The organism is Ruegeria sp. CH2, assembly GCF_056537065.1.
Genome location: NZ_JBQFQV010000001.1, coordinates 814,714 through 841,120, shown reverse-complemented (window position 1 = coordinate 841,120; position 26,407 = coordinate 814,714). Strand labels below are relative to the sequence as shown.

At 56.9% G+C, this 26,407-nt stretch carries 32 protein-coding genes and 1 pseudogene; 15 read left to right on the top strand and 18 right to left on the bottom strand.

Translation table 11 applies throughout. From position 1 onward, the window contains the following. Nucleotides 1–30: 30 nt before the first annotated feature. Complete coding sequence (gene ygfZ, locus ACR0M9_RS04210; RefSeq protein WP_480564086.1) at nt 31–774, bottom strand: CAF17-like 4Fe-4S cluster assembly/insertion protein YgfZ; 744 nt, start codon at nt 772–774, stop codon at nt 31–33. A gap of 73 nt (nt 775–847) precedes the next feature. Between ygfZ and ACR0M9_RS04205 the strand changes: the two genes are divergently transcribed. Beyond that, nucleotides 848–1,522, top strand: coding sequence for a TIGR04283 family arsenosugar biosynthesis glycosyltransferase (locus ACR0M9_RS04205; protein ID WP_480538169.1), 675 nt, complete (start codon nt 848–850; stop codon nt 1,520–1,522). A gap of 7 nt (nt 1,523–1,529) precedes the next feature. Here the strand turns inward: ACR0M9_RS04205 and ACR0M9_RS04200 are convergent. Then, nucleotides 1,530–2,285: pseudogene (locus tag ACR0M9_RS04200) on the bottom strand (hypothetical protein); the annotation flags it as partial. A gap of 244 nt (nt 2,286–2,529) precedes the next feature. Between ACR0M9_RS04200 and ACR0M9_RS04195 the strand changes: the two are divergent. Continuing rightward, a complete protein-coding gene (locus ACR0M9_RS04195) occupies nt 2,530–3,369 on the top strand; it encodes an EamA family transporter (RefSeq protein WP_480772894.1) in 840 nt (279 codons plus the stop codon). Between the two features lie 28 nt (nt 3,370–3,397). Here ACR0M9_RS04195 and ACR0M9_RS04190 read toward each other — a convergent pair whose 3' ends face one another. The 4 genes from ACR0M9_RS04190 to parE form a co-directional block, all read right to left on the bottom strand. After that, complete coding sequence (locus tag ACR0M9_RS04190) at nt 3,398–4,369, bottom strand: UDP-glucuronic acid decarboxylase family protein (protein WP_480564092.1); 972 nt, start codon at nt 4,367–4,369, stop codon at nt 3,398–3,400. A 282-nt stretch (nt 4,370–4,651) separates the two neighbouring features. After that, nucleotides 4,652–5,053 carry a hypothetical protein gene (locus ACR0M9_RS04185; protein ID WP_152457479.1) on the bottom strand — a complete coding sequence of 134 codons (402 nt, stop codon included), beginning with the start codon at nt 5,051–5,053 and terminating at the stop codon, nt 4,652–4,654. Next, on the bottom strand, nt 5,046–5,396 hold the full coding sequence (locus ACR0M9_RS04180; RefSeq protein ID WP_480772893.1) for a DUF6864 domain-containing function: 351 nt from the start codon (nt 5,394–5,396) through the stop codon (nt 5,046–5,048). The genes ACR0M9_RS04185 and ACR0M9_RS04180 overlap by 8 nt, the downstream gene beginning before the upstream one ends. A gap of 23 nt (nt 5,397–5,419) precedes the next feature. Beyond that, nucleotides 5,420–7,378 (bottom strand): DNA topoisomerase IV subunit B, encoded by a 1,959-nt coding sequence (parE, locus tag ACR0M9_RS04175; protein WP_267364771.1) that lies wholly within the window; start codon nt 7,376–7,378, stop codon nt 5,420–5,422. Between the two features lie 152 nt (nt 7,379–7,530). On the opposite strand from parE, the gene ACR0M9_RS04170 reads away from it, so the two are divergent. Then, entirely contained in the window at nt 7,531–8,139 is a 609-nt protein-coding gene (locus ACR0M9_RS04170; protein WP_480484211.1) for a carboxymuconolactone decarboxylase family protein, read from the top strand. Nucleotides 8,140–8,209: 70 nt separating this feature from the next. Here ACR0M9_RS04170 and ACR0M9_RS04165 read toward each other — a convergent pair whose 3' ends face one another. After that, a complete protein-coding gene (locus tag ACR0M9_RS04165; RefSeq protein WP_480484210.1) occupies nt 8,210–9,088 on the bottom strand; it encodes an alpha/beta fold hydrolase in 879 nt (292 codons plus the stop codon). A gap of 121 nt (nt 9,089–9,209) precedes the next feature. Between ACR0M9_RS04165 and ppk2 the strand changes: the two genes are divergently transcribed. Continuing rightward, complete coding sequence (ppk2, locus tag ACR0M9_RS04160; RefSeq protein ID WP_480484209.1) at nt 9,210–10,133, top strand: polyphosphate kinase 2; 924 nt, start codon at nt 9,210–9,212, stop codon at nt 10,131–10,133. A 107-nt stretch (nt 10,134–10,240) separates the two neighbouring features. Beyond that, a complete protein-coding gene (locus ACR0M9_RS04155) occupies nt 10,241–11,611 on the top strand; it encodes an MATE family efflux transporter (RefSeq protein WP_480772892.1) in 1,371 nt (456 codons plus the stop codon). On the opposite strand, the gene ACR0M9_RS04150 is transcribed toward ACR0M9_RS04155, so the two are convergent. Together ACR0M9_RS04150 and ACR0M9_RS04145 are read right to left on the bottom strand one after the other, a co-directional pair. Further along, nucleotides 11,608–12,009, bottom strand: coding sequence for a hypothetical protein (locus tag ACR0M9_RS04150; RefSeq protein WP_480473472.1), 402 nt, complete (start codon nt 12,007–12,009; stop codon nt 11,608–11,610). The genes ACR0M9_RS04155 and ACR0M9_RS04150 overlap by 4 nt on opposite strands. 2 nt (nt 12,010–12,011) lie before the next feature. After that, on the bottom strand, nt 12,012–13,214 hold the full coding sequence (locus ACR0M9_RS04145) for a pyridoxal phosphate-dependent aminotransferase (RefSeq protein WP_480484208.1): 1,203 nt from the start codon (nt 13,212–13,214) through the stop codon (nt 12,012–12,014). 92 nt (nt 13,215–13,306) lie between these two features. Between ACR0M9_RS04145 and ACR0M9_RS04140 the strand changes: the two genes are divergently transcribed. The 3 genes from ACR0M9_RS04140 (at nt 13,307) to ACR0M9_RS04130 (ending at nt 14,529) form a co-directional block, all read left to right on the top strand. Then, nucleotides 13,307–13,699 (top strand): helix-turn-helix domain-containing protein, encoded by a 393-nt coding sequence (locus tag ACR0M9_RS04140; protein WP_267366820.1) that lies wholly within the window; start codon nt 13,307–13,309, stop codon nt 13,697–13,699. Between the two features lie 29 nt (nt 13,700–13,728). Continuing rightward, nucleotides 13,729–13,953 (top strand): succinate dehydrogenase assembly factor 2, encoded by a 225-nt coding sequence (locus ACR0M9_RS04135; protein WP_480565240.1) that lies wholly within the window; start codon nt 13,729–13,731, stop codon nt 13,951–13,953. A 78-nt stretch (nt 13,954–14,031) separates the two neighbouring features. Beyond that, nucleotides 14,032–14,529, top strand: a complete 498-nt coding sequence (locus tag ACR0M9_RS04130) for a MarR family winged helix-turn-helix transcriptional regulator (protein ID WP_480484207.1) — start codon at nt 14,032–14,034, stop codon at nt 14,527–14,529. Here ACR0M9_RS04130 and ACR0M9_RS04125 read toward each other — a convergent pair whose 3' ends face one another. Genes ACR0M9_RS04125 through ACR0M9_RS04115 form a run of 3 tightly spaced genes read right to left on the bottom strand, consistent with a single transcriptional unit; the run spans nt 14,530 to nt 16,366 of the window. After that, nucleotides 14,530–15,243: a DUF1194 domain-containing protein gene (locus ACR0M9_RS04125; RefSeq protein ID WP_480772891.1), complete on the bottom strand. Its 714-nt coding sequence runs from the start codon at nt 15,241–15,243 to the stop codon at nt 14,530–14,532. Then, on the bottom strand, nt 15,240–15,941 hold the full coding sequence (locus tag ACR0M9_RS04120; RefSeq protein WP_480564108.1) for a DUF1194 domain-containing protein: 702 nt from the start codon (nt 15,939–15,941) through the stop codon (nt 15,240–15,242). The genes ACR0M9_RS04125 and ACR0M9_RS04120 overlap by 4 nt, the downstream gene beginning before the upstream one ends. Then, the gene (locus ACR0M9_RS04115; RefSeq protein WP_480564111.1) at nt 15,938–16,366 is read right to left on the bottom strand and encodes a VOC family protein; all 429 of its coding nucleotides are present in this window, start codon (nt 16,364–16,366) and stop codon (nt 15,938–15,940) included. Before ACR0M9_RS04115 ends, ACR0M9_RS04120 begins: the two co-directional genes overlap by 4 nt. A 176-nt stretch (nt 16,367–16,542) precedes the next feature. On the opposite strand from ACR0M9_RS04115, the gene thyX reads away from it, so the two are divergent. Both thyX and ACR0M9_RS04105 read left to right on the top strand, forming a co-directional pair. After that, complete coding sequence (gene thyX / locus ACR0M9_RS04110; protein ID WP_480484204.1) at nt 16,543–17,451, top strand: FAD-dependent thymidylate synthase; 909 nt, start codon at nt 16,543–16,545, stop codon at nt 17,449–17,451. A 61-nt stretch (nt 17,452–17,512) separates the two neighbouring features. Continuing rightward, nucleotides 17,513–17,821, top strand: a complete 309-nt coding sequence (locus ACR0M9_RS04105) for a hypothetical protein (protein WP_480564114.1) — start codon at nt 17,513–17,515, stop codon at nt 17,819–17,821. A gap of 84 nt (nt 17,822–17,905) precedes the next feature. On the opposite strand, the gene ACR0M9_RS04100 is transcribed toward ACR0M9_RS04105, so the two are convergent. Then, nucleotides 17,906–18,112, bottom strand: a complete 207-nt coding sequence (locus ACR0M9_RS04100) for a cold-shock protein (protein ID WP_008758035.1) — start codon at nt 18,110–18,112, stop codon at nt 17,906–17,908. Nucleotides 18,113–18,326: 214 nt separating this feature from the next. Between ACR0M9_RS04100 and ACR0M9_RS04095 the strand changes: the two genes are divergently transcribed. Beyond that, entirely contained in the window at nt 18,327–18,644 is a 318-nt protein-coding gene (locus ACR0M9_RS04095; protein WP_480484202.1) for an ArsC/Spx/MgsR family protein, read from the top strand. A gap of 41 nt (nt 18,645–18,685) precedes the next feature. Continuing rightward, complete coding sequence (locus tag ACR0M9_RS04090; protein WP_480504607.1) at nt 18,686–19,054, top strand: hypothetical protein; 369 nt, start codon at nt 18,686–18,688, stop codon at nt 19,052–19,054. Between the two features lies 1 nt (nt 19,055). On the opposite strand, the gene ACR0M9_RS04085 is transcribed toward ACR0M9_RS04090, so the two are convergent. From ACR0M9_RS04085 to thrS, 5 genes are all read right to left on the bottom strand, one after another. Beyond that, entirely contained in the window at nt 19,056–19,574 is a 519-nt protein-coding gene (locus ACR0M9_RS04085; RefSeq protein WP_480504609.1) for a DoxX family protein, read from the bottom strand. Then, the gene (locus ACR0M9_RS04080) at nt 19,571–20,332 is read right to left on the bottom strand and encodes an HvfC/BufC family peptide modification chaperone (protein ID WP_480484200.1); all 762 of its coding nucleotides are present in this window, start codon (nt 20,330–20,332) and stop codon (nt 19,571–19,573) included. Before ACR0M9_RS04080 ends, ACR0M9_RS04085 begins: the two co-directional genes overlap by 4 nt. Then, nucleotides 20,329–21,186 carry an MNIO family bufferin maturase gene (gene bufB / locus ACR0M9_RS04075; RefSeq protein ID WP_480772890.1) on the bottom strand — a complete coding sequence of 286 codons (858 nt, stop codon included), beginning with the start codon at nt 21,184–21,186 and terminating at the stop codon, nt 20,329–20,331. Before bufB ends, ACR0M9_RS04080 begins: the two co-directional genes overlap by 4 nt. Nucleotides 21,187–21,258: 72 nt before the next feature. Continuing rightward, nucleotides 21,259–21,561, bottom strand: coding sequence for a BufA1 family periplasmic bufferin-type metallophore (locus tag ACR0M9_RS04070; RefSeq protein WP_209503410.1), 303 nt, complete (start codon nt 21,559–21,561; stop codon nt 21,259–21,261). A 221-nt stretch (nt 21,562–21,782) separates the two neighbouring features. Next, on the bottom strand, nt 21,783–23,741 hold the full coding sequence (thrS, locus tag ACR0M9_RS04065) for a threonine--tRNA ligase (RefSeq protein WP_480772889.1): 1,959 nt from the start codon (nt 23,739–23,741) through the stop codon (nt 21,783–21,785). A gap of 211 nt (nt 23,742–23,952) precedes the next feature. Between thrS and ACR0M9_RS04060 the strand changes: the two genes are divergently transcribed. From ACR0M9_RS04060 to ACR0M9_RS04050, 3 genes are read left to right on the top strand one after another with little or no spacing between them, the layout of a single operon-like run. Next, complete coding sequence (locus ACR0M9_RS04060) at nt 23,953–24,702, top strand: alpha/beta fold hydrolase (protein WP_480772888.1); 750 nt, start codon at nt 23,953–23,955, stop codon at nt 24,700–24,702. Then, nucleotides 24,702–25,694: an alpha/beta hydrolase gene (locus ACR0M9_RS04055; protein ID WP_480772887.1), complete on the top strand. Its 993-nt coding sequence runs from the start codon at nt 24,702–24,704 to the stop codon at nt 25,692–25,694. Before ACR0M9_RS04060 ends, ACR0M9_RS04055 begins: the two co-directional genes overlap by 1 nt. 41 nt (nt 25,695–25,735) lie before the next feature. Continuing rightward, a complete protein-coding gene (locus ACR0M9_RS04050; protein ID WP_480772952.1) occupies nt 25,736–26,350 on the top strand; it encodes a hypothetical protein in 615 nt (204 codons plus the stop codon). Nucleotides 26,351–26,407 lie beyond the last annotated feature (57 nt).

Genomic DNA, 26,407 nt, shown 5'->3' with positions numbered 1-26,407 from the left:
CGGATAAGGCCGTGCCGATTTGGCAACAAGTTATTCTTGGTCCGTCAGGCGAACCACGACGTCTCCGGCCAACATGTCTGCATTCGCACGGTCAAAGCGCAGATACGCGATTCCGTGTCCGCCTGATTGCGTGAACAGGGTGCCGACAGGTTTGCCGTTTGCGGCAATCTCAGTCCCCACCGGAACCGAGCCTTCGACAAAGACCCGCCGCAAGCCTTTGCGTAATTCTGTCTTGTGCTTCATGCGCGCAGTCACTTCCTGACCGACATAGCAACCCTTTTTGAAGTCCACGCCGTTCAGCGCCTCGAACCCGGATTCGAGGATATAACTGTCTGGCGTCAGTTCGACCCCAGCCTCGGGGATGCAGTGTCGAACGCGCAGCGCGTCCCAGTCGGTTCCGTCATCGCCTTCCGAAGCTGTCGAGTAATCGCGCCAACCCATATCCGGGTGACGAGGGTCAGGAAGGGCGGTGTCCGGTGCTGGCCCAGTGCCGCGTTGCAGATGTAGATCCGTGCCTTCGATTACTACATCCGCCCGGAGTTTGTACATGTTCAGGCGCTTGATCAGGTCATTTGCAAAAGGCTCGGCCACGTCCAGCAGCACTCCACCGTCATCGCGTTTCAGAAAGAAATCGGCCAGATACTTGCCCTGTGGAGTAAGCAACGCCGTATAAACAAGCCCATTGCCCAGCCCCCGAACGTCATTGGTGACAAGGTCCTGCAAAAAGTCTTCGGTGTCCGAGCCGGTCAGGCGCAGGATGCGGCGGGTGAGCATGGCTTGGTCCTCGTCATTGCCTTTGGCCTCGTGATATAGGAAGTCCCGCAGTCAAGACCAGAGGTTATCGGACGTGCCCGCACCCGTCACTGTAGTGATTCCAACCTTGAATGCCGCCGGTTCCTTGCCTGCGTGCCTTGAAGCCCTGATGGAAGGGGTGCATTCCGGGCTGATCAGGGACCTGATCGTCAGCGATGCAGGCTCAACAGACCAGACGTTGAGAATTGCAGAAGATGTTGGCGCGCTTGTTCTGAAAGGTGAGCCGTCGCGCGGCGGTCAATTGCGCCGGGGGTGTGCGCAGGCTGATGGTGAATGGTTGTTAATCCTTCATGCCGATACCGTGCTGCAACAGGGATGGGCCGAGAGCGTAAGCGCCCATCTACCCTCCAACGCACCAGCTGCGTTTCGGTTGGCTTTTCGCGCGCGTGGGTTTGCGCCGACCTGGGTGGCCGGATGGGCCAATTTGCGCAGCAGGCTGTTCGGTTTACCGTACGGAGATCAGGGGTTGCTGGTTCCGCGTGATGTCTATCTGGCGGCTGGTGGGTATCCGGACCAACCCTTGATGGAAGATGTGGCGCTGGTGCGCGCATTGCCACGGATCGCAATACTCGAGTCGCGCGCCTTTACGAGCGCGGAGCGCTATGAACAGGCAGGTTGGACTCGACGGGGCATGCGGAACTTGTGGACACTTCTGCGCTATTTTCTGGGGGTTGATCCACAGGTGTTGGCGCGGGGCTATCGACGTTGAGCGCCCGGCGCAATTCGACCAAAGATTTTCCCAGTCGAAACGGGGCAGCAAAGCTAACAAGACAAAGCGCCACGATTTGCAGAACCAGAATATGGGCATTGGCCTGCAGGTATTCCCATTCGTCCTTCAACTTGCCGACCTGCTGGATCAGATCGTCATAGCTTTGTGCCAGGATCTGATAATCTCCGGCAATCGCGGGTACCTTACGGCGCATGTTGTCGATGGCCACCTGAGTTTTGTCGTCCAGAGACGTGAATACGAGGAACTGGTCGATATTGAAAGCATCAGCTTTTGCCGTCATATCCCGCAGCTCGTCCATTTCATCTTTGCCCTGACTTCCGAACAGGAAGTGCAGGCCCTGCAGGGGGGCCACTTCGTTGGTTACGGCGATGAACAGGGGCAATTCCGAGTTGCTGGCAGTTGATGCCGACAGGAATTCAACCTTGTCGCACAGCACTGCCGTGTCAGGATCGTAAGCAGGGTCGCAGAAACGCAGACGAAACCGTGCGGCATCCCGGTCGAATGCCAATGTTGCGGCGTAGGCTACATCAATCTGGCGATCCAGTCGCGAACTGTCCGACGTATAAAGCCCCGCCAGAACAGCCACCAATGCGCCGATGCCACCCAGCACGACCCAGACCAGATCGGCCAGTTTCCATGCCCTGTGCCCTGCTGGCTTGCGGAACAAAAAGGCGGTGCCGATCGATCCTGACAGAAAAAACAGGATTAGCAGGGGCAATTGGTTGTCTGTCACAAAACTCATGTGCCCGATCTTAGAACGTGATGCGCGTCCTGCAACCGGGATCACGTGCAGTTGTAACTTCTTACCGGGCACAAGGGTGCAGGACGAGACCGGAAACGGCTTGCGGACACGTCCCCAACAGTGGCGGTAATTTGACCACTGGAATCCGGCTTGACAAAAATCCCGGTTTTGGCAGACACCACGCCCAAGTGAAATGGGGCCAAAGACCCTTTTTACGCACGAATTCTGCGGGAAAGGTTCGGGTATGACCCTGTTCGTCATTCTGATTATTCTGTCGGCGGCGCTGCTGCATGCCGTATGGAATGCCATCGTGAAAACGGCAGCGGACCGCACCACCATGCTGGGTCTGGTCGCGTTGGGTCAGGTCTTGCCGGCGGCGGTTATGGTGATGGTGCTGCCGCTGCCGAACACGCAGAGCTTTGTCTATATCCTGCTCTCGACCGTCGTGCATTTCGGCTATTACTTCATGCTGGGCAAGGCCTACCAGCATGGCGATCTGAGTGTGGTTTACCCCATAGCACGCGGGATTGTTCCGGCACTGGTCTCGCTTTGGGCGATGGCGCTGGTGGGCGAAGTTCTGCCCTGGCAAGCCTGGGGTGGGATCGCCTTAATCGCGGTTGGCATTCAGCTGAGCAGCTGGGCGGCGCTGCGTTCGGGTGTCGGGCGCAGCGCGCTGGGATTTGCGCTGGGAACCGGGTTCTGCATTTCGATCTATTCGGTGGTTGATGGGATTGGGGTGCGGCTGTCAGGCAATACGCTCAGCTATTGGGCGTGGGGGGCCTTTCTGCACCTGTTCATTGTAGGGTTTATCGGGGTCAGGAAACGCACCACCCTCAAAGACCTGCCAGTCAGAATATGGATGACGGGCCTTTTGGGTGGGCTGGTTTCGATGACAGCGTATGGTCTGGTGCTTTACGCCAAGAACTTTGCGCCGCTTGGGGCGGTTTCGGCCCTGCGGGAAACCTCGGTCATCTTTGCGGCGCTGATCGGGCTCATTTTCCTGAAAGAAGGCAACTGGATGCGACGCCTGGGCGCCGCGGTCCTCATGGCGATTGGCGTCGCGCTGATCGGCACGGCGGTCTGATCCGGTCCCCGAGCCATGGCAAGACGCGTTATCCGGCTGCGCCTTCTGACTGAAGCGTCCGGAAATACCGGATCGTTGCGTCCAACCCTTCCTTCAGCTGTACTGTAGGTTCCCAGTTCAGCAGGGTCCGCGCCAGCGTGATATCGGGCTGACGTTGTTTCGGATCGTCCTCGGGCAACTCCCTGAAACTGATAGGGGTTTCCGCGCCAACAAGCGCCTGCACCTCGCTGGCCAGCTCGTTCATCGAGAATTCGTTGGGATTGCCCAGATTGACCGGGCCGGTGACCTCCTTGCCGGTGTCCATCAGGCGGATGAACCCTTCGATCAGATCATCCACGTAGCAGAATGACCGGGTCTGCGTGCCGTCGCCAAAGATGGTGATCGCCTCGCCCGTCAGGGCCTGCATGATGAAATTCGACACAACGCGCCCGTCGGCGGGGTGCATTCGGGGGCCGTAAGTGTTGAAGATGCGGGCGACCTTGATCTCAAGCCCCATCTGACGGTGATAGTCGAAGAACAACGTCTCGGCGCAGCGCTTGCCCTCGTCATAGCACGAGCGCGGACCAACCGGGTTGACGTTGCCCCAATAGTCTTCGGTCTGCGGATGGATCGTCGGGTCGCCATAGACCTCAGAGGTCGAGGCCTGAAAGATCTTGCATTTCAGACGTTTCGCCAGACCCAGCATGTTGATCGCGCCATGCACGCTGGTCTTGGTCGTCTGCACCGGATCGTGCTGATAATGCACGGGTGAGGCCGGGCAGGCGAGGTTATAGATCTCGTCAACCTCCACAAAAAGCGGGAAGGTCACATCATGGCGCATGAACTCGAACCGCGGGTTGTTGTGCAGATGGTCAATGTTGCGCTTGGTGCCGGTGAACAGGTTGTCGACGCACAAAACCTCATGCCCCTGATCCAGAAGCCGGTCGCACAGATGCGAGCCCAGAAACCCGGCCCCACCGGTTACGAGAACACGTTTTCGACTGTCATAAAGGCGGGCCATTGCAAATCCTTAATCGTTAAATCCAAACCAGCTTGCCACAGGGAAGCCAGGTCTTGGTTTGATTAATAAACTGAAGGAATTTGAATTGCAGTAGATTTTGGTTTTTTGAGGGCGCGTGTGGTGTTGGGGTGTCCCACGTTCACCTAACATGTGAAGCGGGGCACTATGCCGGCAAGGCCCAAGATTCATAGCGAAGTAGAAGAAGTAGAGTAGGTGCCTTCAACTCGCTCGACAAAAGAAACACTATGGGTGCAAGTACCCATCTTACACTTGCCAAAGTACTTATTTTCCCTTCTCATTTGGAGGAAGCTCAGGTTTCAATTTCTCAATCACGCTTTCTATGTCACCTACTCGTTTGCCCGAAAGGTATCCTTTCCCAACTTTGTAAATGCTAGAAAACGCAACCCAAGCGCAGACGAAAAGGCAACCGACAAAGAAACTCTGGATATTGTCCGCAGGGATCCCCCATATTGGATTAAAACTGGAGGTTACCAAGGCAGCTAGAATCGAAACCCCAATCCCGACCGGTGCCCAAAGCGATCTTTGTTCACTTACGCATTCTTTGTGTTCGGTAAGAACCAGTCTTAATCTGTCGACAGTAACGTAGATCAATTCTTGACCTGTGTTGTCGAATGTTTTGTCAACAGGAACGGAAGTAGGAGTGACGTTTATCTGGTCAGTCATTTTTGTTTTCCTCCAGCATCAGCTGAAGAGTGACGTCGTTAACACTACCGATTGTTTTGTTCGAGCATAGAAAGAGAATTCTCTGACCAGTGTTCGTTACGCCCAACTCAAGTGGTTCAGTAGTTGCGGTCCCTAAGCTGTTGTTCCAATTGATCAATTCTATAGTGGGAACGCCGTCTATTCTGTCAACTTTCAAACGTTGTTCTCTATTGTTCGAATGGTTCGAAAACTTAACTGCAATTTCTAAGTTCGCGAAGTCGTTTTTTATCGAAAACAATGCAACTTCGTCGTTTGGTGTAAGTAGAGACCCAGCAAAGATTACCGTGTTATTTCCAACCTTCATTTGGTTTTTATTCCTTCGAATACCTAAACATCCAACTCCTCCACAAACCGCGCGTTTTCCTGAATATACTGGAACCGCAGTTCGGGTTTTTTACCCATCAGACGCTCGACCAGATCGCCGGTTTCGCCGGGTTCGTCCTCGTCGATGGTGACCCGGATCAATTTCCGGGATTTGGGGTCCATCGTGGTCTCTTTCAGGTCCTTGGCGTCCATTTCACCCAGACCCTTAAAGCGGGACACGTCGATCTTGCCCTTGCCGCCCAGACCTTTCTTCAGCCATTCGTCGCGCTCGGCCTCGTCCAGACAGTAGACGCGTTTGGCGCCCTGCGTCAGGCGGTACAGAGGCGGGCAGGCCAGGTACAGGTGGCCCGCGTCAATCATCGGGCGCATCTGGGTAAAGAAGAACGTCATCAGCAAGGACGCGATATGCGCCCCGTCCACATCCGCGTCGGTCATGATGATGACCTTGTCATAGCGCAGGTCGTCAACGTTGAACTTGGTGCCAAGCCCGACACCCAGCGCTTGGGTCAGGTCGTTGATCTCGGCATTGGTGCCCAGCTTGGAACTGGCCGCACCCAGCACGTTCAGGATCTTGCCGCGCAGGGGTAGCAGGGCCTGCGTTTTGCGGTCGCGACCCATCTTGGCCGAGCCGCCCGCAGAATCGCCTTCGACGATGAATAATTCGGTGCCGTCGCGTGTTGAACTGGAACAGTCCACCAGCTTGCCGGGAAGACGAAGTTTCTTAGTGGCGGACTTGCGTTGTGTTTCCTTCTCGGCCCGACGGCGCAGGCGTTCTTCGGCCCTCAGGATGAGGAAGTCGAGGATCGCGCCGGCGGATTTCGTATCAGCCGCCAGCCAGTTGTCGAAATGGTCGCGGACCGCGTTTTCGACCAGCCGCTGCGCCTCGACCGTGGCCAGGCGGTCCTTGGTCTGGCCCACGAATTCCGGCTCGCGGATAAAGCACGACACCAGCGCGCAGCCACCTGTCAGCAGGTCGTCGCGGGTGATTTGCGCGGCCTTTTTGTTGTTGATCAACTCGCCATAGGCCTTGATCCCCTTGAGGATCGCAGCCCAGAAACCGGCCACATGGGTGCCGCCTTCGGGGGTGGGAACGGTGTTACAATAGGATTGGATGAACCCGTCACGCGACGGTGTCCAGTTGATCGCCCATTCGACCTTGCCGGGGGTGCCGAATTTCTCGTTGAAATCGACGGTGCCCGCAAAGGGTTGCTCGGCATAGGTAGACGAGCCGTTCATCGTCTCTTTCAGGTAATCCGACAGGCCGCCGGGAAAGTGGAACGAGGCCTCAAGCGGGGTTTCACCGTCATCGATGGCGGTTTTCCAGCGGATTTCGACGCCCGAGAACAGATAGGCCTTGGAGCGGATGGACTTGAACAGCCGCGCGGGTTTGAACTTGTGATGGCCAAAGATGTCCGGGTCGGCGTGGAAGGTCACCGTTGTGCCGCGCCGGTTCGGGGCCGCGCCAACCTTTTCGACCGGGCCAAGTGGGATACCGCGCGAGAAACGTTGTTCATATAGCTGCTTGTCCCGCGCCACCTGCACGACCATCGAATCAGACAGCGCGTTCACCACCGACGCACCAACCCCGTGCAAGCCACCCGAGGTCTGGTAAGCCTTGCCCGAGAACTTGCCGCCCGCGTGCAGGGTACACAGGATCACCTCCAACGCGGACTTGCCCGGAAATTTTGGATGCGGGTCGATCGGGATACCGCGCCCGTTGTCACGGACGGTCAGGGCGTAGTCGGAATGCAGCTCGACCTCGATCCGGTTGGCAAAGCCTGCCACCGCCTCGTCCATCGAGTTGTCGAGGATCTCGGCCAACATATGGTGCAGCGCACGCTCATCCGTGCCGCCAATATACATGCCGGGGCGTTTGCGAACCGGTTCCAGCCCTTCGAGCACCTCGATCGAGGAGGCGTCATAGGTAGAAGTGGCGCTGGGCGTCAACAGATCTTCGGGCATGGGTGCTGCTCTTGTTTTTGGGTTTCCGCCATTATGGCAGGTGATGTGGTCCGGGGGAAGGGGGACGCGAGGTGTTGTGGATTTTCTGTCAAGCCGCTTGCAATCCGTGCAGATAACCAGTCCTTTGATCCCGGTAAAGCGGAGGTGAATAAATGAGCTGGATCAGAACCGTTCCGTTCGAAGACGCGACTGGAAAGTTGAAGAAACTCTACGAACGCGTGACCGGGCCGAACAATAACGTAGACAACATCATGATGGCACACAGCCTTCGCCCGCATTCGATGGAAGGCCATATGGCCATGTACAAGGCAGTGCTGCATCATTCGGGCAACAAGATACCGAAATGGTTTCTGGAAGTGCTGGGGGTTTGGGTCAGCTCACTGAACCGGTGCGGGTATTGCGTCGAGCATCACTTTGCAGGTCTTCAGCGCTTGCTGGGTGATACGGTGCGTGGCAACGCGATCAGGGCAGCGATTGAGGCGCGCGATCCCTCGGCTGCACCGCTGGATGCGGCGCAAATGGCTGCGATGGATTATGCTCGCAAGCTGACCGAAGCGCCGGGCGATCTGGTCGAGGCGGACGTCGCTGCCCTGCGCGACGCGGGGTGGGATGATGGCGAAATCCTCGAGATCAATCAGGTCTGCTCCTATTTTTCATATGCAAACCGGACGGTTCTGGGGCTTGGGTGCTCAACCGATGGTGATGAGTTGGGGTTGTCGCCGAACAACTCTGACAACCCTGACGACTGGGGGCACCGGTAAGGTGCTAAAGATGTCGTCGGCGCTGCGACAAAGGCTGCCTGGCTTGCCGTTGCGCGCGGGCGCGGCCTGATTACGTCAGGCCAGTCCATTCCAGAATGGCCTGCGCCACGGCCCGCGGGTTTTGATGATGCAACCAATGATCGGTCCCAGGGATCGTGACACGGGTGAGGTGGGTGGCAAACGCCTCCAGCCCCTCAGTGGCTTCTGGTAAAAGGGCTTTGTCATCCGGCCCCCAAATCAACAAGTGCGGACACCTGACATGCAACCGGTCGAGCGGCAGGTCAGGCAGGTCTGTCGCGGGGACACCGGGTTTGGCGACAACCAACGGAGAGGCTCTGTACCAGTTCAGCATCGCCTGCAGCCGACCGGGTCGGGCCCATTCAGTGCGGTAGTCGGCCATGCGAGCTTCGGTCAACCAGTCCAGCCCCATACCATGGCGAAAGAACTGTTCCAGCATCGCAAAGTTGTTTTCGGACAGTTTTTGTGCGGCATCGGGTGCTCGCAGCAGATTGATATATTGCGAGGCTGTGGATTGTGCGCCACCTGAGGCCATGGCGCGTTGAAACGGCACCGGATGTACGCCGTTTGCAATGATTAACCGATCAACGAGTTCCGGGCGGAACATGGCAACGCCATAAGCCACCGATGCGCCCCAGTCGTGACCCAGCAGCGCAACTGGCGCGCCGCAGGTTTCAATCAGTGCGGCCATGTCTGTGACCAGTTGCGACAGGGTATAGTTCTGCACCCCTTCGGGACACCAGCTTTGGCCATAACCGCGCTGGTCCGGAGCAATACAATAAAAGCGTTCTGCCAGATGAGGCGCAAGATCGGCCCAGGCACCGCTGTATTCGGGGAAACCATGCAGCATCAATAATGGTGGCGCGGCTTTGTCGCCCCATGTCCTGACGTGGAAAGAATGGCCGTTCAGCTTGAAAAAAGACGTCTGCATTGGAACAAGGGATCCGCGCTGGAAATCATGGGTTTTTGAGGCATCTATTTGACACCAATCAAAGCGCATTTCCGAGCTTTCTGCTAGCCACCCTTCAGGACAGTAGAAAAGGACAGGATGTATGGACGCCATTGCCACGACCAACGCAGAACCCACCCAGATCAAGACCACGCTCACCAAAGACACCGACCCTTCAGCGCCCAGCCCCGAGAAAATCCGGCAGGCGTTTGAAAGTGGGAAATACCCCTATGGCCGCAAAATGGCCCGGTCGGTGTATGAGACGCAAAAAGCCAATCTGCAGGCCGAGCTTTTGAAGGTTCAGCTGTGGGCGCAGGAAACGGGGCAGCGGTTTGTCTTGTTGTTCGAAGGGCGCGATGCCGCCGGCAAAGGGGGTACGATCAAGCGGTTCATGGAGCACCTGAACCCGCGTCAGGCCCGTGTCGTTGCATTGAACAAACCCACCTGGGAAGAGAAAGGCCAGTGGTACTACCAGCGCTACATTCAAGAGATGCCGACCGTGGGCGAGATGGTGTTCTATGACCGGTCCTGGTACAACCGCGCGGGTGTGGAGCGGGTCATGGGGTTCTGCACGCCCAACGAATATCTTGAGTTCATGCGGCAAACGCCCGAGTTGGAACGGATGTTGGTGCGCTCGGGCATTCAGCTATACAAATACTGGTTCTCGGTTACACAGCAAGAGCAGCAACGCCGTTTCAAAAGCCGTGAAACCGACCCCTTGAAGCAATGGAAACTGTCGCCCATCGACAAGGCGAGCCTCAGCAAGTGGGATGATTATACCGAGGCGAAAGAAGCCATGTTCTTTTACACGGATACGGCTGACGCACCCTGGACGATTATCAAGTCAAATGACAAGAAACGCGCACGCCTGAACTGCATGCGTCACTTCCTGTCCTCGCTGGATTACCCTGGCAAGGATCACGATATCGTGTGCGAGCCTGATCCGCTGATCGTAGGGCAGGCGCATCACGTTATTCACCGGTCCGAGCATATTCTGGGCACCGCGTTGCATCCCGACGCCCGCTGAGCATCAAAATGCCCGGCCACAGGGAAAGGTCGGGCACCAAAGTCTCAATCTGAAATATTGCAGATCCGCTCTTGTCCCGCGCCAAAGCCGCGCATATGGCTGGAGCGATGACAAAGGTGATGACATACCCGGCCCATTTTCGGGCAATTGCCGTTCTCGGCCTGCCACTGGTTGGCGGTCATCTGGCGCAATACGCAATCGGCTTGACCGACACCATCATGCTGGGTTGGTACGGGGTCGAGGCGTTGGCGGCCGTTACCTTGGCCAACAGTTATTATTTCGTGTTGTTTTTGTTTGGTGCGGGATTTGGATGGGCCGTCATGCCCATGGTTGCCACAGCGGCGGCGGAAGGGGATGAAACCAGCATTCGCCGCTCGACCCGGATGGGGCTATGGTTGTCGTTGCTGTATGCCGTGGTTGTCATGCCCTTGCTGTGGTGGTCCTATCCGATCCTGATCGCCATGAAACAGGAACCGCAAATTGCTGAAACCGCAGCCGAATATCTGCGAGTTGCCGGTTGGGGATTGTTTCCGGCCCTCGTTGTGATGGTGTTGAAAAGCTATCTGGCGGCATTGGAGCGAACGCAGATTGTTTTGTGGATCACAATTGCGGCGGCGGCTGTGAACGGGCTGACCAATTATGCGCTGATCTTCGGCAACTGGGGTGCCCCCGAACTGGGCGTGACAGGGGCGGCAATCGCCTCAATCACGACACAAGTTGTTTCGCTGATCGCGGTCGTTATCTATGTGATCCGGACGTTGCCGGAGCACAGCCTATTCCAACGGTTCTGGCGACCGGATTGGGAAATGTTTGCCAGCGTATGGAAGTTGGGTGTACCCATCGGCTTGACCACATTGGCCGAAGTTTCACTGTTCGCGACTTCTGCGGTGATGATGGGCTGGCTGGGTCAGGTCCCGCTGGCTGCGCATGGGATCGCCCTGAATCTGGCTTCTGCCACTTTCATGGTTCACCTGGGGTTATCAAATGCGGCGACCATCCGGGCTGGCAATGCGCTGGGTCGTCGGGACAGGGCGCATCTGGAAAAGGGTGCAATTTCCGTGACTGGTATGTCGCTGGTCATGTCGGTGGCAACCATCATTCTGTTCCTGACCTGCGCCGAGCCTTTGATTTCCCTGTTCATGGAAACAGATGACCCGCAGCGGGGCCAAATCCTGACTATCGGTACCGGATTGCTTGCCATGGCGGCTTTGTTTCAGCTGGTCGACGGCGCGCAGGTGATTGCGCTGGGCCTGCTGCGCGGGTTGCAGGATGCCAAGATCCCAATGGTCATGGCGGCGCTCAGCTATTGGGTCGTAGGGATTCCCGCGTCGTATTATTTCGGCTTTGTCCGTCATATGGACGGCATCGGCGTCTGGCTGGGCCTGGTGCTTGGTCTCGCCTTCGCAGCCGTGCTTCTCATGACCCGATTCTGGATGTATTCGGTACAGCAGATACAGGCATCGGCCGAGCCCGCCTAGTCTTTGTCCAGCCGATCTGCCTTTTTTCGCACCAGTACCGTACGCAGGTCGTGCATGGCCATCAATAACCTGTCTGTCACATCCTCCAGCTGCGTGTCGCTTGCCTTGGACTGTGCCCATTGCGTGGTCAGATTCAGATAGTCGACCGCGCGATGGATATCGTCAATGTCGCGCTGGGCCAGCAGGGCCCGGCGCTCTTCCATCCATTGGGCAATCTCGGCCTGATCCCGGTCTGACAACGTCCGCTGCCCGTGCGGCTTGACCTCGCCATTGCGGATATTGATGACGGCAATCTGGTCCATCTCGATCCGGCGCTGACGGTTTTCCGTATCGATCCGAAACACCGCAGCACCGTTTTCACGTATGCGAAAGTAATACTCAGGCAGTTCGGCGGACATGGTCACCTCAGAGAAGCACAAAAACGCTGGATGCGGCTGCAAGCTTCGGTCAGTGCCGCGTCGGACGTAGCATAGCTGACGCGGAAATTCGGCGACAGGCCAAAGGCGGCGCCAAACACAACGGCCACGTCGGCTTCTTCCAGAAGTGCGGTTGCAAAGGCTTCGTCGTCTACCAGAACGGTCCCAGCGGGCGTCGTCTTCCCGATCAATCCGGCGATAGACGGATAGACATAAAAGGCCCCTTCGGGTGTGGGGCAGGTGACGCCATCAATCTCGTTCAGCATCCGAACCACCAGATCGCGCCGGCGCCTGAATGTCTCGTTATTCGGGGCCAGAAAATCCTGAGTTCCGTTCAGGGCCTCGACGGCAGCCCACTGACTGACCGAGCAGGGGTTCGAGGTGGATTGCGACTGGATCTTGCGCATGGCCGCGATGATTTCGACCGGACCGGCAGCATAACCGATGCGCCAACCGGTCATGGCATAGGCTTTTGAAACCCCGTTGCAGGTGAGGGTTCGGTCAAATAGACCGGGTTCAACCTCGGCCGGGGTGCAGAACTCAAACCCGTCATAGGCCAGATGTTCGTACATGTCGTCCGACATGATCCAGACATGCGGATGACGCATCAGAACATCGGTCAGCGCCTTCAGTTCATCCCGACTGTACCCTGCGCCCGTTGGGTTCGAAGGCGAGTTAAAGATGAACCACTTTGTCTTGGGCGTGATGGCGGCTTCCAGTTGTTCTGGGGTCAGCTTGAAACTGTTTTCCAGCGTCGTCTCGACCACAACAGGGGTGCCACCGGCCAAAAGCACCATATCGGGGTAGCTGACCCAGTACGGTGCAGGGATGATCACCTCGTCGCCTTCATTCATCGTCGCCATCAGAGCATTGTACAGCGTTTGCTTGCCACCGGTCCCGACCGAGATCTGGGCCGGCGAATAGTCCAGCCCGTGGTCACGTTTCATCTTGGCACATGCCGCTTGTTTCAACTCGGGGATACCGTCCGGCGCGGTGTATTTGGTTTTGCCTGCTGCGATGGCCGCAACAGCGGCGTCTTTGATGTTCTGGGGCGTGTCAAAATCCGGCTCACCAGCGCTTAGGCCGATGACATCACGTCCGGCGGCCTTCAGCTCGGCTGCCTTGGCTGTCATGGCGATGGTGGGTGAAGGTTTGACGCGTGACAGTGTCGCAGACAGAAAACTCATGCTCGGCCTCGGTTTGTATGTTCAGCCCGACTGTCATAGGGTGCGTCCGAGTGACGATCAAGCAGTATAGACAATGTGAGATGGAGACCCGAATGAATGATGAAAACGACTGGTACGGTCCGGATTCTGCGACATTCGGAGACCGTCTGGCAGGCGCACGCGAAGCCGCGGGAATGACGCAGGCGCAACTGGCGCGGCGTCTTGGGGTCAAAAAGGCGACAATTTCAGATTGGGAAAACGATCTGTCCGAACCCCGGGCCAACAGGCTGTCAATGATGGCGGGCATGGTCAATGTCTCAATCATGTGGTTGTTGACCGGCGAGGGCGACGGCATGGATGCGCCCGTGGATGAGGGCGAAGGCGGGATGGAACTGTCCTCGGCCGTGGCCGAACTGCGCGCCATCCGTGCGGAAATGCGCGCCTGTTCTGAACGTGCAGCGCGTCTGGAAAAGAAAATGCGTCAGATGCTGGAGCAGAAGAATTGAGCGAACCCCGGGATGTGCGTATCAAGCGCATGCAAATGCGGTCGATGCGACGCGGCATCAAAGAGATGGACATTATCCTGTCCGCCTATGCGGGGCGCAACCTGGCCGACATGGATGCCGACGGTCTGGATGTCTATGACGCGCTGTTGCATGAAAACGATCAGGACCTTTATCAATGGGTTACAGGGCAGGTGCAGCCTCCGGCGCGATTTGCCAGCCTGATTGCAGACATAGCTCAAACCTTTCAGAAATAAGGCAAAGTTCCGCTTAACCGATTTTTCGGATTTTCGGTTCATCGTGTGTCAAACAGCGCGACTGAATCGGAGGGTCGGATGAGTATGGAAATGCAGGTCTCCACGCCAGAGACTAAGGGTTTCATAACCAGCTATCTTGAGGCGCTGGCCCTTGTGGAGCGACTGCACCGGTTGTTGCTGGATGTCATCAAGGATGAGTTTGAGCGCGTCGGCGTATTGGAAATCAATGCGGTTCAGGCGTTGTTGCTGTTCAATATCGGTGATCACGAAGTCACGGCAGGCGAGCTGAAAAGCCGTGGGTACTATCAGGGCAGCAATGTCAGCTATAACCTCAAGAAACTGGTTGAGATGGGCTATATGCACCACCAAAGATGCGAGATTGATCGCCGTTCAGTTCGCGTGCGCCTGACGCCGCAAGGCAGGGAAATCCGCAATATCGTGTCCAAGCTGTTTGCGCGTCACGCCGAAGGCCTGCAAGGCAGGGGGGTGCTTGGGCTTGAAGGCATCGAAGATATCACCAGTTCGCTGCGTCGCGTTGAACGGTACTGGACGGATCAGATAAGGTATATCTATTGATCAGTGGCGGGCGTCAGACAGGACAAGACTGTCCAGCTCACGAAGAAGTTTGCGAGTCATGGCCTCTTCATACGCCTCAAAGCCCAGTGCCACTTCTACGAACGCGTTTGGCCCCAAAATGACCCAGGCTGAATAATAAGCTGAAAGTTCACCCACCTGAACATATCTCCGATCACCTTCCTTCGGATCGTCAGCGCCGATCACCAGCCCGTTAATCGTGATCCCGCCATGTCGTAAACTGGCTTTCACATCCCGTGGATGCGGTCCAAGGTTATGTTTACCATCTCCGGACAGATCCAGCGTACGGCGCCAGCACTCCCTTTGCTGATCAAGCAGGGAAGAGCCAAATAACATGGCCGACCCTACCGCCGTTCCTTGCGGTGCTGTGCTGCGCGAGGTCCGGATCAAGCGATCACTGATTGCGATCAGGTCGGCGGGGGACCGTACTTCTGTCCACTCCAGCAGCATCCGTTCATGTCCCCGCTCGCTCCATTCGAAGATCGCCAGACGTAAGGAGGTTGCGCCGTCCGACAACATCAGCTGGCTGACTTCGGGGCGGCTCAGGGCCGACGCCAGCCCGTCCAGTTGCAGCCTGTATTCCCGGCTGTCCACCGAACCCGACACATCCAGCCCCAGCGCAAGGGCCTGCCGGCATTCGCCAAAGGCAGGTCCTGATATCAGGCAAGCCAGAAAGACGACCACCTGACGTATCATGGGCCTTCATTCCGTAATGCACCGATTTGCAGACCGCTCAGTTCCCGTTTCAGTTTCTTTCGCATGGCGCGCTCGAAATCTTCAAACCCGGTCGCAATCTCCAAAAAGGCGCCGGGCCCGTGCAGGACATTATTTTCGAAGAAAGGGATCAGGAACAATTCTCCCTCGAAATCGGCTGCGTTGATCACAAGCCCATTCACGACAGTGTTTTGAAAGGGAAAGTGCCGATAGGCGATCTGCGGCCCATAGCCATCGTTGTTCGTGCCGTCGCCGGACAGGTCAATGGTTTGAAACAAGCATTGCGGCGCTTGCTCCATAAGACTTGCACCGTATGCCAACGCATAGCCCATAGCTGTTGCCGATCCGCTGTCAGATCGGACGGATTGGCTGACCTGGCTGGATGCGAACAGCAGATCACCCACGTCATCGATCATTGTCCAGTTCAGGACGACATTTTGGGTTGAGCGGCCACTCCACTCATATACCGCCAGGGCAACGGGCATCGGTGAAGAAAAGAAGGCCTCTTGCACTTCGGGTGCAATCAAGGCGGCGGCTAACCCCTGCCGTTGCAACACATCTTCAGCCTCATCGACTGAAACGGAAATATCCATCGCCAAGGCCAGCGCCAAGCGGCATTGCTCGGCCTTAACAGGGCTGGCCTGAACGACCAGCCCAAACGCTATCAGCCAACGGATCACCAGTGACCACTGCTCTCCATGCTGGCCCAGGGTTCGGCTGGTTCCAGTGCTTCTCCATTCTGCAAAAGCTCAACCGAGATGTTGTCGGGCGATCGAACAAAAGCCATGCGACCATCCCTTGGCGGGCGATTGATCGTAACGCCATTGTTCTGAAGATGTTGGCAAACCTCGTAGATATTGTCGACACCGTAGGCCAGATGGCCGAAGTGACGGCTGTCGGCTGGCAGCGCGTCATCGCCGTCCCAGTTGTACGTCAACTCGATCGGCGCCTCTTCCTGTCCCGGAGGGGCCATGAAGATCAGAGAAAATCGGCCGGTTTCACTGTCATACCGACGTGTTTCTTTCAGACCCAGAAGCTCGTAAAATGCCATGGATTTTTCCAGATCCTTCACGCGGACCATGGTGTGAAGATATTTCAGCGCCATTTCGGCCATCCTTTTTCGACTCACATTGCCAAGAGCTTAGCGCTCCGCCTCGATGTGTCGATAGAGCCCTCGGCAGCAATTTGATTTTTGCGCCGGTTGCGGCATATATCGCGGTTCCTGTGTCGGGATCGGCGATATATAGTAGTGGGCGACTCATTGCCAGAAAGGAAGATTCGATGCCGCTGTCCCCTGACCAACAGGCCGAGATCGACGCGCAACGCGCGCAATCGCATCCCACGCGTCGAGTTGTCTCGGCGGGAATGGAAGACCACCTGTACACGGCGCATCAGGTTCTGGATCATGGCTTTGTCCGCGTGATCGACTATATGGGGGACGATGCGGCCATCTGTCAGGCTGCGCGCGTTTCATACGGCACAGGCACCAAATCCGTTCAGAATGACGAGGGGTTGATCCGGTATCTGATGCGGCACTGGCATTCCACGCCATTCGAAATGTGCGAAGTCAAATTGCATGTGAAATTGCCTGTGTTCGTGGCGCGGCAGTGGATCCGGCACCGGACCGCCAATGTGAATGAATACTCGGCACGGTATTCAATTCTGGATCGGGAGTTTTATATCCCAGCCCCAGAACATGTGGCGGCACAATCCGAAGTGAACAATCAGGGCCGTGGGGCAACGTTGGAAGGCGAAGAGGCCGCTCGCGTATTGGAAACCCTCAAGGCCGACAGCACGCGGTGCTATGACAATTACGAGTCCATGATCAGCCAGGACGGGCAACAGGGGCTAGCACGTGAACTGGCCCGCATGAACCTACCCGCAAACGTTTATACGCAATGGTATTGGAAGGTGGATCTGCATAATCTGTTCCACTTCCTGCGCCTGCGGGCCGACCCGCATGCTCAGTATGAAATCCGCGTTTATGCCGAGGCGATGTGCAAGATCGTCGCTGATTGGGTGCCGTTTGCGTATAAGGCGTTCGAGGATTACCGGCTGGGTGCGGTGAACCTGTCTGCCCAGATGGTCGAAAGCCTGCAACGCATGCTGGCAGGAGAGGCGGTCACGCAAGAAAACTCGGGGATGACAGCGCGCGAGTGGCGTGAGTTCGAGGCGATCATTCGCAAATAGAGCTGACGATCTGCATAGCTTTTGTCTATACGTGTAGTCATGGATTTGTTACACTTGTTCCATGGCCCGCATTTTGCATCTTGCTCTGTTATGTCTGTTTCTTGGTCTCGCCTTGCCTGCGCAGGCCAAGTCCCCCATAGCTGAGGTTTTGTGCGAACCGACGCCCCGGTTGCACCAGAAACTGGAAAGGCAGTTCGGTGCGCGGCGCGTGGCATCGGGTGTTCGCGGGCCGGAACAGATTATGGAAGTCTGGGCAAGTCAGCACGGGGACTGGACCATGGTTGTCACCTACGCGACAGGCACATCCTGCATCGTTGCCATGGGCGAAAACTGGAATACCCACGCCGACGCCAAGCCCGCGCGAGGGTAATGGAACGAAACCGGTGGGGGATGGATAACGGCCGGAAATTGGCCGTCATCCTTAATGATCAACCGCGTGTTTAGCGGGATGTCGTTACAGTGGTTTCAAATCAGCTGCCATTTGGCGGCCGTCGCGTCCGTCCTGCAACTCGTACGAAACTTTTTGGTTGTCTGCGAGTCCGGTGAGGCCGGACCGTTCTACGGCCGAGATATGTACAAACACATCTTTGCCCCCTTCGTCAGGGGCAATAAATCCATAGCCTTTAGTGGTATTGAACCATTTCACGGTGCCGGTTGGCATGTCCCGTGTCTCCTTCTACTTACGCATTGTCCCACAAATTGGTGGGGGCTGTGGTCAGCGTCACCACGAAAAAGTTGTTTTGGCACTGGCTGAACAGTCCAATTCGTGTGTTTCGCCTTTTTCAACATTGCACGGTGAAGTAAAAAATCAAGAATAACCGCAAGAAGCGGGCAAGATTGCTTAAAATCAAAGCATGGGCAGGAGCGTCAAAGACATGCAGCTTTATGGATTGAAAAACTGTGACACCTGTCGCAAGGCATTGAAATCGCTGCCAGACGTCAAATTTTCTGATGTACGCAGCGACGGTGTGCCGGGTTCGGTGCTGTCACGGGCCTTTGCCGAGTTCGGCAATGACTTGCTTAATACCAGATCGACGACATGGCGCGGATTGGACGAAACCCAGCGTGCCAAGCCCCCTTTGGAGCTTTTGAAAGAGCACCCGACCCTGATGAAACGCCCATTGATCGAAGTCGATGGCAGGCTGTTGTTGGGTTGGACAGCTGAAACCCGTGCTCAGCTTGGCATTTCCTGAACGGGTGCTTATCTGCGTGAAAGCTACAATGAGGGTTTTCAATGCGTAATGCCGCAATGTTATTGGGTGTAATCGCCGGGTTGATCGGAATGATCGTCGGGTTCTTCGGCTATGCAAAGGTGGTCGTGGTTGACCATGTCGGCGAGATTGACGGAGTTCTAAGCCAGGTCGACAATCCTGATCTGGTGCAAGCCATTTCGATTATCGCGCCCTTGCTGGCAATCGCGGGCGGGGCCATGGCACCAGCGCGCGCGTTGATTGGCGGGATCTTGTTGCTGGGGTCAGCGGCTGCGATGTACTACGCCTTTGGTTTTGGTGTTTTCACCATGTTCCCGATCACATTTGCCGGGATCGCCGGGATACTTGGGCTGGCCGCGGGAAAACCGGACCAGCCCAAGGCACATTTCTAAGTTACTTAAGGCGAAGGATCCGGTCGAGCGAGATCGGCCCTGCGCCGTTGATGACGATCACCAGCATCAGGAAGGTCCACATCGTGCGCTGATCCATCAGGGACGGCGCCGCGTCGAACAGGCTGCCCAGTTTCACGCCATGGCCGGTGACGTCGACAAGAGTCTGTACCCAGATAAAACCGATCATGCCCAAAGCCGCCAGACGCGAGAACAGTCCAACCAGAAGAAGGGTCGGAAGAACAAATTCGGCAATTGTTCCCATGAAGATGACGATGCGTTGGAAGAACGTCATTTGGGAGACGTCATAAAGAACAGCCTCGGCCGCTTTTGGGAATATCTGACCAAAGGCACCTGCCGAAGGCGAAAAGATCGATCCGTCGATCTTCAGCATGGCTGAGTTCCAGTAATAAACCAGAAGAACCGCAACAAAGACCAGTCGTGCCAGCGTAGGGGTCAACCAGCCAGAGGCAAGGTCCAGTTTTCCCATGGTGTTATTGTAGGTTGAGATCAAAGCAGTCATGTCTCGGGCCTTTCGATAGTCACAGAGGTTATTGCACCGCCCTGCAACAGCAGTGCCAGAGTGGTTCCAAGATCAAATTCAGGCAGTTTGGCAGTCGTTTTTTCATATGCGTCACCGATTGTGTCGCCGTTCTGCATACAGGCGATCCAGTCTGCACCACCCGCCGGAAGTGGATTGGGTGTGGGATCGAACTCGGCGCGTGTGATCAACACGTCCTCTGCACCGGCATTCGGTTTCGGTGCGTTCTCTTCGCTGTTAAATCGCCAGATCGCGAAAATTGGCCAATCCGAGCGGATCACCTGCATGGCCGGTGCAAACTGCAACCGGGCCTGCATGACCTGTTCGGGTTCGACGGCTAGAACATCTGCCGGTGCAGGTTCGCTGTCGGCGGCGTGGTAGGACTTGCGCAAGGCAATCTCCAACCGGGCCACGTCCGGCAGGTATCCAAGATGGGCAAGTTGGGGCATTCCTGCCAGAAAATCAGGAAACGCCTCGCCATAAAACATCATCAGCGGAGAGGAGGGCGGGTGCTGACGCAGGAAAATCCCGGCCAACCCATCCATGTTCTGCGCCCCTAGCAATTTGGCAATCACAGGAAACGCCTGATGCATCGCTTCGGTCAGCGACACCGCAACGTTGTTGCGGTAAACGCTGAATCTGCGACCGGCCGGTCGCGCACCGCCGTCCAGCAATCCACCGGGAACGGGCGCTGACGCATCCATCATGGCCGCGCGGAATTCAGATTGCGAAACGCTCATACCGGTATCCGGTCCAGAGCGGATTGCGCGCGAACGGCCTCATTCCGCAGAACGGGCCAATCCGGCACATCCGTGTCCCATTCGATCAGAACGGGTTTTGGCCCCGAACGCTCCAGCACATAATCCAGCAGAGCCCACACCGGGTCGACCACTTCTCGTCCGTGATTGTCGATTAGCAGCGGATGACCGTGATCGTCTTCATCCTCATCATGGCCGCCAAGGTGAATTTCCGACACCTTTTCAAGCGGATAAGCGTCAATATAACCTTGCGGCGAGAAATCCAGATTGGTGGCTGAGACAAAGACATTGTTTACGTCAAGCAACAGGCCGCATCCGGTGCGCTTTGCAATCTCCCTCAGGAAATCAGGTTCGGACCAGGTGCTTTCCTCGAAGGCCAGATAGCTGGACGGATTTTCCAGCAGCATCTGCCGCCCGACAGTGTGCTGGACCTGATCGATATGTTCACAAACCCGCGCTAGAGTTTCGTCTGTATAGGGCAGGGGCAGCAGGTCGTTGTAGAAATGGCTGTCATGGGTGGACCAAGCCAAATGTTCGGAAAAGCTTGCGGGGTTCAGCCAGCCGACCAAGTGTTTCAGCCGGGCCAGATGATCGGGGTCCAGCGCGCCTTCACCGCCAATGGACAGGCCAACGCCATGGACCGAGATTGGGAAATGTTCGGAAAGGTGGCGCAGCTGCGCCAAGGGCCGCCCGCCGTCGCCCATATAGTTCTCGGCATGGATCTCCAGCCATGCAACGGGCTGTGCGTGTTCAAGTATCTGAGCAAAATGCTGCGGCTTGTAGCCAACGCCCGGTGCTGCGGGCAGGCGGTTTGACCGGTGGCTGTCATCCAACATGGGCCAGTTCCTTGATCACGAAAGGGAAAGGGCGGGCGATGGTGCCCGCCCCTTGAAATCGTCAGGCCAGTCTTATGCCGGCAGGTCGCGGTCCAGTGCTTCCAGCGAACCTTTGCGCGGTGTGCCGTTTGCTTCCGCAGGCAATTCGATGTCGGCGCAGGTGCCTGCGTCAACCAAGGTCCATGCGTTGCCCTGATAATCAACGGTCGAGGTGCCCGCGCAGGTGGTGCCGGGGCCTGCGGCACAGTCGTTCTGACCGGCCAGCGATACGCCATAGCACTTTTCTTTTGCCTGTGCGCTTGCTGTGGTTGCGACACCCGATACGGCGGCTGCGACTGCGGTTGCGATAACCAGGGACTTAGCTGTGTTCGACATCTCGGTAATCCTCTTGATGACTGGGTATGTCTGCTTGTGACAATGACAAAGGTAGTGGCTTGGTGGGCAGAGTTGAATTCACGAGCCCGTGTCTCACAAGCGCGTCATGGGGCGGCCTGCCCCCTTGCAGCGTAATACACTGTTTTTGATGAAGAAAGGGTGAAATGTTACAATCCGACCCCTTAGTAGGGGTCGGATTTTTTTGGAAATGGTGCTGTTTGTTACAGCAGATCTGGCGGGGTGGCGGCGTGTGCCAGCTCTTTTGTTACAACATCAAGCGGTTGTACCTGGGTCTGTTTTTCACCCAGTCGCCGCACGCTTACGGTGCGTTCGTCAACTTCGCGGTGACCGACGGCCAGAATTACAGGTACTTTGCCGACCGAATGCTCACGGACCTTATAGTTGATCTTTTCATTGCGGATGTCGGCTTCGGCCCGCACACCCGCAGCACGCAGGGTTTCGACCACTTCGGTGACATAGTCGTCCGCGTCGGACGTGATGGACGCGACGACGACCTGACGCGGGGCCAGCCAGAACGGCAATTTGCCTGCGTGTTCCTCGATCAAGATACCGATGAAGCGTTCGAACGAACCAAGTGTTGCGCGGTGCAGCATGACCGGGCGGTGCTTGGCCCCGTCGGCGCCGATATAGGTGGCATCCAGCCGTTCGGGCAGAACGAAATCGACCTGGAAGGTGCCGCATTGCCAGTCACGCCCGATGGCGTCCGTCAGCACGAATTCCAGTTTCGGACCATAGAATGCACCTTCGCCCGGGTTCAGTTCCGGTTCGATCCCGGCGGCACGGGTGGCGGACAAAAGCGCCGCTTCGGCCTTGTCCCAGACATCGTCCGATCCGGCGCGGGTTTCGGGACGGTCTGAGAACTTCACCGAAAAATCCTCGAATCCCAGATCCTTGTAGATCACACTGAGGAAACGGATGAATTCGGCGGTCTCCGCCTCGATCTGTTCTTCGGTTGAAAAGATGTGGGCGTCGTCCTGCGTGAACCCACGCACCCGCATGATGCCATGCAACGCGCCAGAGGGTTCGTACCGGTTGCACGACCCGAACTCGGCCATGCGCAGCGGCAGGTCGCGATAGGATTTCAGGCCTTGCTTGAAAATCTCGACATGGCAGGGGCAGTTCATCGGTTTGAGCGCGTTAACGGCCTTTTCACGGGCATGTTCCTCGTCCACTTCGACGATGAACATGTTCTCCTGATACTTGTCCCAGTGGCCTGAACGTTCCCACAGTTTGCGGTCAACGACTTGCGGCGTGTTTACCTCGACATACCCACCCTTGCGCTGCTGACGGCGCATGTAATCCTGCAACTGGGTGTAGATGGACCAGCCATTGGGGTGCCAGAAGATCTGACCGGGGGCTTCTTCCTGCATGTGAAACAGGTCCATCTCGCGGCCCAGTTTGCGGTGGTCGCGCTTTGCGGCCTCTTCCAGCATATGCAGGTGGTCTTTCAGCTTTTCCTTGCCGGTGAAGGCCACGCCGTAGATGCGTTGCAGCATCGCGCGGTTGCTGTCGCCGCGCCAATAGGCACCGGCGATGGACATCAGCTTGAACGCATCACCGGGAACCTGACCGGTATGTTGCAGATGCGGACCGCGGCACAAATCCTGCCAGTGGCCGTGCCAGTAAATGCGCAACGGCTCATCCCCGGGAATGGCTTCGATCAGCTCGACCTTGTAGGGCTCGTTATTGGCCTTGTAGAACTCGATGGCCCGTTCGCGGTCCCAAACCTCGGTGGTGACAGGGTCGCGCTTGTTGATGATCTCTTTCATCTTTTTCTCGATGAGGCCAAGATCTTCGGGCGTGAACGGTTCGTCCCGGTCGAAGTCATAATACCAGCCGTTTTCGATAACGGGTCCGATGGTGACCTTGGTCGCAGGCCAGATTTCCTGCACGGCGCGGGCCATGATGTGGGCCAGATCGTGGCGGATCAGCTCGTTGGCCTGGACGTCATCCTTCATGGTGTGGATGGCAATCTGTGCATCGGCTTCGATGGGCCATTGCAGGTCCCAGTGTTTGCCGTCAACGGTGGCTGAGATGGCCTTTTTGGCCAGCGAACTTGAAATATCGGCAGCCACCTGCGCAGGCGTAACCCCTGCGTCATAGGAACGTGCGTTGCCATCTGGGAAAGTGAGAGAGACGGATTTTGAATCCAGGGCCATGTCGGCTCTCCTCGTCGGTTTGGCGCCCACTGAACGCCCGGTTGCGGGTTATTTGCGTCTGGCTGATGTGGCAGGTGGATATGCCTGTGTCAAGTGTAGGGGCGAGGGGCCAGCCCCTCGCGCTCCCCGGAGTATTTGAAAAAAGATGAAGTGGGCGGAATTGCACTCGGGGGTGGGGCGTGCATGATGCAGTAAAAGGAAAGAAGGTTTCATGGCAGCGACGAATTTTCTGGAGACGCCGCAGGGGCGGCGACTGGCTTATCACAAGACCGAAGGGGCAGGGCCGACCATCGTTTTTCTGGGTGGGCTCATGTCGGATATGGAAGGCACCAAGGCAGTCCATCTGGAAGCTTGGGCGCAGGCGCGGAGGCGGGCCTTTTTGCGGTTTGATTATTCCGGTCACGGCGAAAGCTCTGGTGCTTTCACGGATGGCTGCATTGGGGATTGGCATGAGGACACTGTTGCTGCGGTCGATGCCTTGACCAAGGGGCCGCTGATTGTTGTCGGCTCGTCCATGGGGGGGTGGCAGGCGCTTTTGCTGGCCAAGGCCATGCCGGACCGGATAGCAGGTATGGTCACGATCGCAGCCGCGCCGGATTTCACGGAAGATGGCTATTGGGCTTCATTCACCGATAACCAGAAAGCCGCCCTGGAAACTGTCGGGCATGTCGAGTTGCCGTCCGATTACATGGAGCCTTACATCGTCACCAAACGGATGATCGAAGATGGGCGGCAGCGCCTTGTACTGCGCGACACGTTGAACCTGCCGTTCAAGGTTCGTTTCCTACAGGGAACAGCGGATACAGCCGTTTCGACTGAAACGGCCGTTCGGTTGCTAGACCACGCAACAGGGCCGGACATGCAGCTTCTTTTGGTCAAGGATGCCGATCACAGGTTCTCGGACGATGCATGTCTTGGCATGATCGAGGCGGCGGTTCTGGATGTGTTGGGAGACGCGTGATGCGGCGTTTTGGAAGGCTTCTAGGACGCTTGTTCCTTGCGTTGATTGCCGTTGGTGGCCTTATCTACTGGTTTGGCCCGCGCGAAGAGGTGAACCTGAGCCCAAGCTTTGATCCTCGAAAGTTTGGTGAGGGCGTGCAGGTTTATTTCGAAAGCAACGAAGCCGCGTTTGACGATATCGTTCCGGGTGTCGAAAAACGAGTGATCTGGCAGGATGGTTATAACGAGCGGCGCACCCCGTATTCCGTTCTTTACATCCATGGCTTTTCAGCAAGTTCCGAGGAAATCCGGCCAGTGCCGGACCTTGTGGCAGACGCGCTGGGGGCCAATCTGGTTTACACACGCTTGCAAGGTCACGGGCGAACCGGATCAGCCATGGCGGAAGGCACTGCCTCGGGCTGGATGCTGGACACTGCCGAGGGATTGGCAGCCGCACGTGCTGTTGGGGACAAGGTGATTGTGATCTCAACGTCGACCGGTGCGACGCTTGCAGCCGCCGCCGCTTTGGATGCCAGCCTCAGCAAAGATGTTGTCGGCATGGTCTTTGTCTCACCTAATTTCGGGGTCAACACGTCTGCGGCCTGGATCCCCACTTTGCCATGGGCAAGGGATTGGTTACCGGTCCTGATGGGGGACGAACGCGATGTATCGGGGCCAGACCCGGAGAAGAACAAATATTGGTCTACTGTCTATCCGTGGGAATCGGTCGTACCGATGTCCGTTCTGGTTGAAAAAGTCTATGCGCTGGATTTCTCGAATGCCCTGGTGCCCGTGCTGTTCTGGTTCTCGGACAACGATCAGGTGGTGCGCCCTGACCGAACCCACGAGGTCGCCAAACTGTGGGGTGCACCAACATCCGTCAAACTGGTGACAATGGGCCCCGAGGATGATCCGTCATCTCATGTTATTGCCGGTCGCCTGATGTCGCCAGGGCAGACCGGCGCGGCTGTGGACGGTATTCTGGATTGGCTAAAAGGGCTGGGGGTGGAATGATGGCGGCCTCGGGTCGTGGGACGATGCGAAAGCCGGGCAGTATGTGGAGCCTTGAGACGTTGGGGCGCGTTCGTCTGTCCCGGTATTTCTTCATGCGCGATTTCCTCTATTCCGAGATCGGGAACTTTCACCAGAAACAGAACATTCCAGACAACCCGGATCTGGCAATCGAGACAGGACGTGCGTTCTGTGAAACTCTGCTGGACCCTCTGGAAGAGACCTTTGGCAGGATCGCCGTGCGCTCGGGCTATCGCTCACCGTCGCTAAACAGGTTTGGGAATGAAAACAAACTGAACTGCGCCCGGAATGATCACCCGTTGGAATGCCACATCTGGGATCGTGGGGCCGGTGATGCGCGGATTGCCGGGGCGTCTGTTGTAATTCCCTGGTTCGCGGATCAGTATGCGCAGGGCAGGGATTGGCGGGATCTGGCATGGTGGATGCATGATCACCTGGATTACTCCGAGATCTGGTTTTTTCCGAAACTCTGCGCTTTCAATCTGGTGTGGCGCCCTAAACCGCAGCGCCGGATTGACAGCTACATTGCGCCACGCGGATGCCTGCTGAAACCGGGCGCTGAGCCCGAGGAAAGTACAGCTTCACGACGGTCCCGCTATGCTGACTTTCCGGCTTTTCTGGCAATCGCCTATCCGTGACGTTCCGCTGGTTTGAATGTAATAAACTCTCAACCTGACTACAAACCCAAAGACTCG

Bases quoted from the DNA above. Each gene is read 5' to 3' on its own strand.
- ygfZ (WP_480564086.1), bottom strand. From the start codon at position 774: ATGCTCACCCGCCGCATCCTGCGCCTGACCGGCTCGGACACCGAAGAC.
- ACR0M9_RS04195 (WP_480772894.1), top strand. From the start codon at position 2,530: ATGACCCTGTTCGTCATTCTGATTATTCTGTCGGCGGCGCTGCTGCAT.
- ACR0M9_RS04190 (WP_480564092.1), bottom strand. From the start codon at position 4,369: ATGGCCCGCCTTTATGACAGTCGAAAACGTGTTCTCGTAACCGGTGGG.
- ACR0M9_RS04185 (WP_152457479.1), bottom strand. From the start codon at position 5,053: ATGACTGACCAGATAAACGTCACTCCTACTTCCGTTCCTGTTGACAAA.
- ACR0M9_RS04180 (WP_480772893.1), bottom strand. From the start codon at position 5,396: ATGAAGGTTGGAAATAACACGGTAATCTTTGCTGGGTCTCTACTTACA.
- parE (WP_267364771.1), bottom strand. From the start codon at position 7,378: ATGCCCGAAGATCTGTTGACGCCCAGCGCCACTTCTACCTATGACGCC.
- ACR0M9_RS04170 (WP_480484211.1), top strand. From the start codon at position 7,531: ATGAGCTGGATCAGAACCGTTCCGTTCGAAGACGCGACTGGAAAGTTG.
- ACR0M9_RS04165 (WP_480484210.1), bottom strand. From the start codon at position 9,088: ATGCAGACGTCTTTTTTCAAGCTGAACGGCCATTCTTTCCACGTCAGG.
- ppk2 (WP_480484209.1), top strand. From the start codon at position 9,210: ATGGACGCCATTGCCACGACCAACGCAGAACCCACCCAGATCAAGACC.
- ACR0M9_RS04155 (WP_480772892.1), top strand. From the start codon at position 10,241: ATGACAAAGGTGATGACATACCCGGCCCATTTTCGGGCAATTGCCGTT.
- ACR0M9_RS04150 (WP_480473472.1), bottom strand. From the start codon at position 12,009: ATGTCCGCCGAACTGCCTGAGTATTACTTTCGCATACGTGAAAACGGT.
- ACR0M9_RS04145 (WP_480484208.1), bottom strand. From the start codon at position 13,214: ATGAGTTTTCTGTCTGCGACACTGTCACGCGTCAAACCTTCACCCACC.
- ACR0M9_RS04140 (WP_267366820.1), top strand. From the start codon at position 13,307: ATGAATGATGAAAACGACTGGTACGGTCCGGATTCTGCGACATTCGGA.
- ACR0M9_RS04135 (WP_480565240.1), top strand. From the start codon at position 13,729: ATGCAAATGCGGTCGATGCGACGCGGCATCAAAGAGATGGACATTATC.
- ACR0M9_RS04130 (WP_480484207.1), top strand. From the start codon at position 14,032: ATGAGTATGGAAATGCAGGTCTCCACGCCAGAGACTAAGGGTTTCATA.
- ACR0M9_RS04125 (WP_480772891.1), bottom strand. From the start codon at position 15,243: ATGATACGTCAGGTGGTCGTCTTTCTGGCTTGCCTGATATCAGGACCT.
- ACR0M9_RS04115 (WP_480564111.1), bottom strand. From the start codon at position 16,366: ATGGCGCTGAAATATCTTCACACCATGGTCCGCGTGAAGGATCTGGAA.
- thyX (WP_480484204.1), top strand. From the start codon at position 16,543: ATGCCGCTGTCCCCTGACCAACAGGCCGAGATCGACGCGCAACGCGCG.
- ACR0M9_RS04105 (WP_480564114.1), top strand. From the start codon at position 17,513: ATGGCCCGCATTTTGCATCTTGCTCTGTTATGTCTGTTTCTTGGTCTC.
- ACR0M9_RS04100 (WP_008758035.1), bottom strand. From the start codon at position 18,112: ATGCCAACCGGCACCGTGAAATGGTTCAATACCACTAAAGGCTATGGA.
- ACR0M9_RS04095 (WP_480484202.1), top strand. From the start codon at position 18,327: ATGCAGCTTTATGGATTGAAAAACTGTGACACCTGTCGCAAGGCATTG.
- ACR0M9_RS04090 (WP_480504607.1), top strand. From the start codon at position 18,686: ATGCGTAATGCCGCAATGTTATTGGGTGTAATCGCCGGGTTGATCGGA.
- ACR0M9_RS04085 (WP_480504609.1), bottom strand. From the start codon at position 19,574: ATGACTGCTTTGATCTCAACCTACAATAACACCATGGGAAAACTGGAC.
- ACR0M9_RS04080 (WP_480484200.1), bottom strand. From the start codon at position 20,332: ATGAGCGTTTCGCAATCTGAATTCCGCGCGGCCATGATGGATGCGTCA.
- bufB (WP_480772890.1), bottom strand. From the start codon at position 21,186: ATGTTGGATGACAGCCACCGGTCAAACCGCCTGCCCGCAGCACCGGGC.
- ACR0M9_RS04070 (WP_209503410.1), bottom strand. From the start codon at position 21,561: ATGTCGAACACAGCTAAGTCCCTGGTTATCGCAACCGCAGTCGCAGCC.
- thrS (WP_480772889.1), bottom strand. From the start codon at position 23,741: ATGGCCCTGGATTCAAAATCCGTCTCTCTCACTTTCCCAGATGGCAAC.
- ACR0M9_RS04060 (WP_480772888.1), top strand. From the start codon at position 23,953: ATGGCAGCGACGAATTTTCTGGAGACGCCGCAGGGGCGGCGACTGGCT.
- ACR0M9_RS04055 (WP_480772887.1), top strand. From the start codon at position 24,702: ATGCGGCGTTTTGGAAGGCTTCTAGGACGCTTGTTCCTTGCGTTGATT.
- ACR0M9_RS04050 (WP_480772952.1), top strand. From the start codon at position 25,736: ATGTGGAGCCTTGAGACGTTGGGGCGCGTTCGTCTGTCCCGGTATTTC.